The organism is Apibacter sp. (assembly GCF_025291155.1).
Taxonomy (GTDB): Bacteria; Bacteroidota; Bacteroidia; order Flavobacteriales; family Weeksellaceae; genus Apibacter.
Genome location: NZ_JAMBJZ010000105.1, coordinates 1 through 5,785, shown reverse-complemented (window position 1 = coordinate 5,785; position 5,785 = coordinate 1). Strand labels below are relative to the sequence as shown.

Below are 5,785 nucleotides of genomic sequence, written 5' to 3'. Positions count from 1 at the left end.
TAATAACCATGGAAGAACCCTTCACTTTAAGATCTTTAATTACTGTAACAGCATCTCCATCTTGAAGTTCAGTTCCGTTGCTATCCTTAACTACTGTATTATTTGCGGTTTCATCTCCTGACCATTCATAGAAACAATCGGGACATACATTAGAAGTACCGTCAAAATAAACATTTTCCATTGAACATTTGGGGCACTTTACTACATCTGTCATTATTTTTACATTTAATTGATTAACAAAATTAATTGGCCCACAAATATAACTTTTTTAAACTCGGAGAACAAATATTGAATAAACACTTATTTCCTGAGCTATTTTTATAAGTACTTAAGTAAATTTTTTATCTATATAATCATAATTTATATATAAAGTTTCAGGTGGTGATAAGATTCTTTAAGTCAAAATAAAAAGTTATCTTTGTCTTAATCGGTCAAATTCATTTAGCATGAAAGAAAGAATTGTTGTTAAGATAGGAAGTCAGCTGTTAACCCGTGAAGATGAAACACTTGATATTACACAAATGTCAAACTTAGTTGATCAAATTGCGGAGCTTCATAAAAATAATATGGAAATTATTCTGGTATCTTCAGGAGCAGTAGCATCAGGACGAAATGAAATTAATACCCGAGCTAAGCTAGACAGTATTTCTGCACGTCAATTATATTCTGCGGTTGGACAGGTTAAATTAATTCATAGATATTATGATTTATTCAAACAACATGGTATCCTATGCGGACAAATTTTGGCAACCAAAGAAGACTTCTCTACTCGTCGTCATTATCTTAACCAACGAAATTGTATGAATGTTATGCTAGAAAATAAGGTAATACCAATTGTAAATGAGAACGATGCTATTTCTATAAATGAGCTCATGTTTACCGATAATGACGAATTATCCGGTCTTATCGCTGCAATGATGGATTGTAAAAAACTGATAATCTTAAGTAATATAGATGGAATTTATACCGGCGATCCTTCAGACCCTGAATCTGAGCTTATAAAAGAAATTGATTTTAAAAAGGAAACTATTGAAAAATATATACAGTCTTCAAGATCTACTACCGGGAGAGGAGGCATGATAACTAAATACAATATAGCCCGTAAAGTAGCTGAGGAAGGAATTGAAGTTATCATCGCTAATGGAAGAACTGAAAATATTATATCTTATCTGGTCAATGAAAGAAAAGTTCCTTCCACTCGATTTATTCCTTCTACTAAAGAAATTTCCGGCGTAAAAAAATGGATTGCACATTCTGAAGGTTTTGCAAAAGGAGAAATTCATATCAATGCAGGAGTAAGAGAGGCTTTGATAAATTATAAGGCCGTCAGTATATTGGCAGTTGGTGTAACAAAAATAGTAGGTAATTTTGAAATTGATGATATTGTACGTATTATTGATCACACTGGCAAACAAATTGGAGTTGGACGATCCTCTTATACCAGTAAAGAAGCAAAAGAAATTCTAGGGAAAGCCCATACTAAAGCTCTCATTCATTACGATTATTTATATATTGAAAAATAAAATATGTCTTCCATTTATCAAAATATTTTCTCCTTATCGGCTAAAGCCTCAAAAGAATTACAACTTATTGAGGAAAAAAAGATCACTCAAGTGTTACAAGCACTTGCTAAAGAAACTGAAAATTCGGTTTCTTATATACTTTCCGAAAATAAAAAAGATACGGAGAGAATGCCCTCTAGTGACCCAAAATTTGATCGATTGTTACTTACTCAGGAACGTATCTTCAATATTATTAAAGACATTCGTAATGTGTCCACCCTTCCCTCTCCCATCGGAAAAAAAATGATTGAAAAAAATTTGCCTAATGGTCTTAATTTATCAAAAATATCAGTCCCTTTTGGAGTTATAGGAATTATCTACGAAGCCAGGCCTAATGTGAGTTTTGATGTTTTTTCCCTATGTTTAAAATCCGGTAATGCATGTATATTAAAAGGAGGCTCGGATGCTTTCTTTTCCAATTCGGCCATTGTTACCATTATAAAAAAAGTTTTACAACATGAAAACATCAATCCGAATATATGTACTTTTTTGCCAAATGATCGCTCTTCAACTTTAGCCTTATTACATGCATCAAATTATGTAGATCTCATTATTCCAAGAGGAAGCAAAGGATTGATAAATTTTGTACGTGAAAATTCAAAAATTCCGGTTATAGAAACTGGCGCAGGTGTGTGTCATACTTATTTTCATAAAGATGGAAATTTGGACATAGGTAAAAAAATTATTTTCAATGCAAAGACTAGAAAAGTAAGTGTATGTAATTCACTTGATTGCTTACTTATTGATAGTGAAAGAATTAATGATCTTCCTGACTTATGTAAAAAATTGGAAGAAAAAGAAGTAATCCTTTATGCAGATGAATGTTCATATAATGAATTGATTAACTTTTATCCATCAAAATTATTATGTAAAGCAACCCAAGAGAGTTTTGGAACAGAATTTTTGGATTATAAAATGGCAATTAAAACAGTTCATTCGTTAGAAGAAGCCATAGATCATATTACTACTTATGGTTCTAAACATAGTGAAGCCATTATAAGTGAGAATAGAGATTGTATAAATATTTTTGAAAAAATGGTAGATGCTGCTTGTGTTTATGCGAATGCCTCTACTGCTTTTACTGATGGCGCGCAATTTGATATGGGGGCAGAAATAGGAATTAGTACGCAGAAAATGCATGCCCGTGGTCCTATGGGTCTGGAAGAACTCTGCACGCATAAATGGATTGTAGAAGGTAATGGTCAAATACGATCGTAAAAATTTAAATTGAAACAAATTATCCTGTTTTATGAAGCTAAGTGTCAAATAGGTTAAAGCAATCGAAATTAAATTTTTTTTTCTTATCAATACGAGTAAGTTCATTAAGGATTTTATATTAGATTCATTTTATCATATTTTAATGACAATTTTTTTACTTTTTGAGAATTGTACAGTTAGACTATTTTATTTAGTTATTAGAAATATAACTTTTCGCTTACATTCAACTTATTACTAGATTATCTATTTTATAGAATGTCAAAATATAAAGATCATAGAAAAAATGCATTTGATTAAAGAGTTTATTTAGCTCAATTAATTATAATATTAAAGAAGCATTAGATTTTAGGATAAAATAAAAATCTAATGCTTCCTAAATTACTTTTTTATGTTTTAATAACCGCTATTTTCAACAATAAAATAAAGCAAAAATTCAAGCATCAATAATTACTATTGGTTAATTATTATGTTATCCAATCACGTGAGCTGCATCAAGCACAATTTTTATAAGAAATAGTAAAGATACTATATAAACTGTAGGAGTAACTTCTTTATATCTTCCACCAAAAACTTTTAAAAATGTAAAACTAAGCATACCAAATACAATTCCTTCAGCTATGCTAAAAGTAAACGGCATAAAAATTATAGTTAAAAAAGCGGGTAATCCTTCTGTTACGTCTGAAAAATCGATTTTTACAACTGATGAAATCATAAAAAGTCCCACAATTATTAAAGCTGGAGCAGTTGCGGCTGCCGGAACGAGTAAAAATATTGGTGCTAAAAACAATGCTAAGATAAACATAAATGCCGTACTTAACGCTGTTAAACCGGTTCTTCCGCCTGAAGCTACACCTGAGGCACTTTCAACATAAGAAGTTATAGTACTTGTACCCAAGATTGCACCTACTGTTGTACCTAAAGCATCCGAAAATAATGCTTTTTTCATTTGTGGAAAATTTCCTTCCTCATCTGTTAATCCTAATTTGGAAACTACTCCTATTAGGGTTCCAATCGTGTCAAATAAATTAACAAATAAAAAGGTAAATACGACAATAAGCATATCTACTGAAAATATCTTATCCCAACCTTCGGAAGAAAACATGGGCTCGATCGCTTTACCGAATATCGGTTTAATTGATGGAGGCATACTTACAAAAGATTTCGGAAGGTTTATATCTCCAAGTAAATAGCTAAATACTGTTGATACCACAATTCCGGCCAATATAGATCCATTTATATTACGTGAATGTAAAACAGCTGTTACAAATAAGCCCGCAAAAGCAATCCAAACTGAGTGCATTTTGAAATCCCCTAGGGCAAGAAATGTATTCGGATCAGAAACAATAATGTTCGCTCCTTTTAATCCTATTAATGTAATAAATAATCCAATTCCAACCGGAATAGCCTCCTTTAGAACTTTGGGAATGCTTTTCACAATCATTTCTCTAATGTTGAGAAAGGTTAGTAAAATAAAAATTATACCTTCAATGAATACTGCAGTTAAAGCAAATTGCCAAGAATATCCTAGTCCTAAAACTACAGAGAAAGCAAAAAAACTGTTCAACCCCATTCCCGGCCCCTGTGCGATGGGTAATTTTGCAAATATTCCCATTAAGAAAGTAGCAAATATAATAGCAAGTGCAGTCCCGGTAAAGAGAGCCTCCTTGTCCATTCCTGTTTCCGATAAAATACTTGGATTTACAATTAACGCGTAGGACATAGTTAAAAAAGTTATAACACCCGCTATTAATTCTTTTTTAACAGTTGTTCCTTTTTCGGATAGCTTAAAGTATCCATCTAAAAAAGTTTTCATGTTATCAGTCTAGTTTAGTTTAGTAAAAAACAAAAGTACTAACAAAAAAATGATACAAGCCTTAGTTTTTTATAAATCTTAATTATTTTATTAACTATTTATCTAGCATATATAGTAAATTATTCCGGATCATTTATTTATTCAACTAAGAGGTAATTCATTAAAATCTAAAGTAAATAGCTCCTCAGGTATAATGGTGTTAGGATAAACCTTTTCTGCTTCTTCTTTAAAAACAGAAAGATCTGTGTACCGATTAGAAAAATGCCCTAATATTAGCAATTTCACCTTTGCACCTTTTGCTATTTGCGCTGCTTGGTAGGCTGTAGTATGACCTGTTTTACTTGCCAGCTCTTTTAAATCATCTAAAAATGTAGCTTCATGATATAAAACATCCGTTCCTTTTATTTGGGATATAATGTGAGGAATAAATTTCGTATCTGAGCAAAAGGCATAACTAAAAGAATGTTTAGGAGGTAAGGTTAAAAATTCATTTTTTATTATTTCACCTTTTTCTGAGATAAAGTCTTTACCCAATTTTAAGTTATGATAATCACATGTTTGGATTTCCGGATATAAATTGATCACATCCATATTTAGCTTTCTCGGTTTTACCTTTTCTTTAAATAAAAAACCATTTGTATAAATGCGATGATTTAATGGAATAGTCCATACACTCATTTTATTATCTTCGTAAATCAATTCACTTTCTTGAGAGGTTAACTCAATGAAATTAATTTCAAAATAATTAATGCTTTCGGTTAGTAGTAACTGAGTTTCAATTAATTTCTTTATACCTCTGGGACCATAAATATGTAAGGGTTCAGTTCTTCCCAATAAATGAAAAGAAGATATAAGTCCAATTAATCCAAATACATGATCACCATGCAAATGAGATATAAATATGTTGTTAATACTGGTAAACTTAACTTTTGCTTTTCTTAGTTGTACTTGAGTTCCTTCACCACAATCAATTAAAAAATTTTCATTTCCACAACGTAATAATTGAGAAGTAGGATTTGTGCGTATGGTTGGAATTGCAGAATTAAAACCTAAAATAGTAAGTTCCATAAAATTTATATCGTGTTTTTTAATAGTAATAAACTATTTACTCACTAATATTTTTCATAAAAATACATGATTTTTTTCATTTGTTAAATAAAAATATGATATTTAAAGGTATTTTTTTTTTCTT

5 protein-coding genes are annotated in these 5,785 nt (G+C 30.7%); 2 read left to right on the top strand and 3 right to left on the bottom strand.

Going from position 1 to position 5,785, the window contains the following annotated elements:
* A partial coding sequence (locus tag M3Z80_RS08805) for a zinc ribbon domain-containing protein YjdM (protein WP_293919244.1) occupies nt 1–214 on the bottom strand: 214 nt, incomplete at its 3' end.
* A gap of 232 nt (nt 215–446) precedes the next feature.
* Here M3Z80_RS08805 and proB point away from each other — a divergent pair.
* Both proB and M3Z80_RS08795 read left to right on the top strand, forming a co-directional pair.
* Entirely contained in the window at nt 447–1,523 is a 1,077-nt protein-coding gene (gene proB / locus M3Z80_RS08800; protein ID WP_293919243.1) for a glutamate 5-kinase, read from the top strand.
* Nucleotides 1,524–1,526: 3 nt separating this feature from the next.
* Nucleotides 1,527–2,780 (top strand): glutamate-5-semialdehyde dehydrogenase, encoded by a 1,254-nt coding sequence (locus M3Z80_RS08795; protein WP_293919242.1) that lies wholly within the window; start codon nt 1,527–1,529, stop codon nt 2,778–2,780.
* A gap of 469 nt (nt 2,781–3,249) precedes the next feature.
* Here the strand turns inward: M3Z80_RS08795 and M3Z80_RS08790 are convergent, their stop codons facing one another.
* Nucleotides 3,250–4,593 (bottom strand): NCS2 family permease, encoded by a 1,344-nt coding sequence (locus M3Z80_RS08790; protein ID WP_293919241.1) that lies wholly within the window; start codon nt 4,591–4,593, stop codon nt 3,250–3,252.
* Nucleotides 4,594–4,734: 141 nt separating this feature from the next.
* On the bottom strand, nt 4,735–5,661 hold the full coding sequence (locus tag M3Z80_RS08785; protein ID WP_293919240.1) for a ribonuclease Z: 927 nt from the start codon (nt 5,659–5,661) through the stop codon (nt 4,735–4,737).
* Nucleotides 5,662–5,785 lie beyond the last annotated feature (124 nt).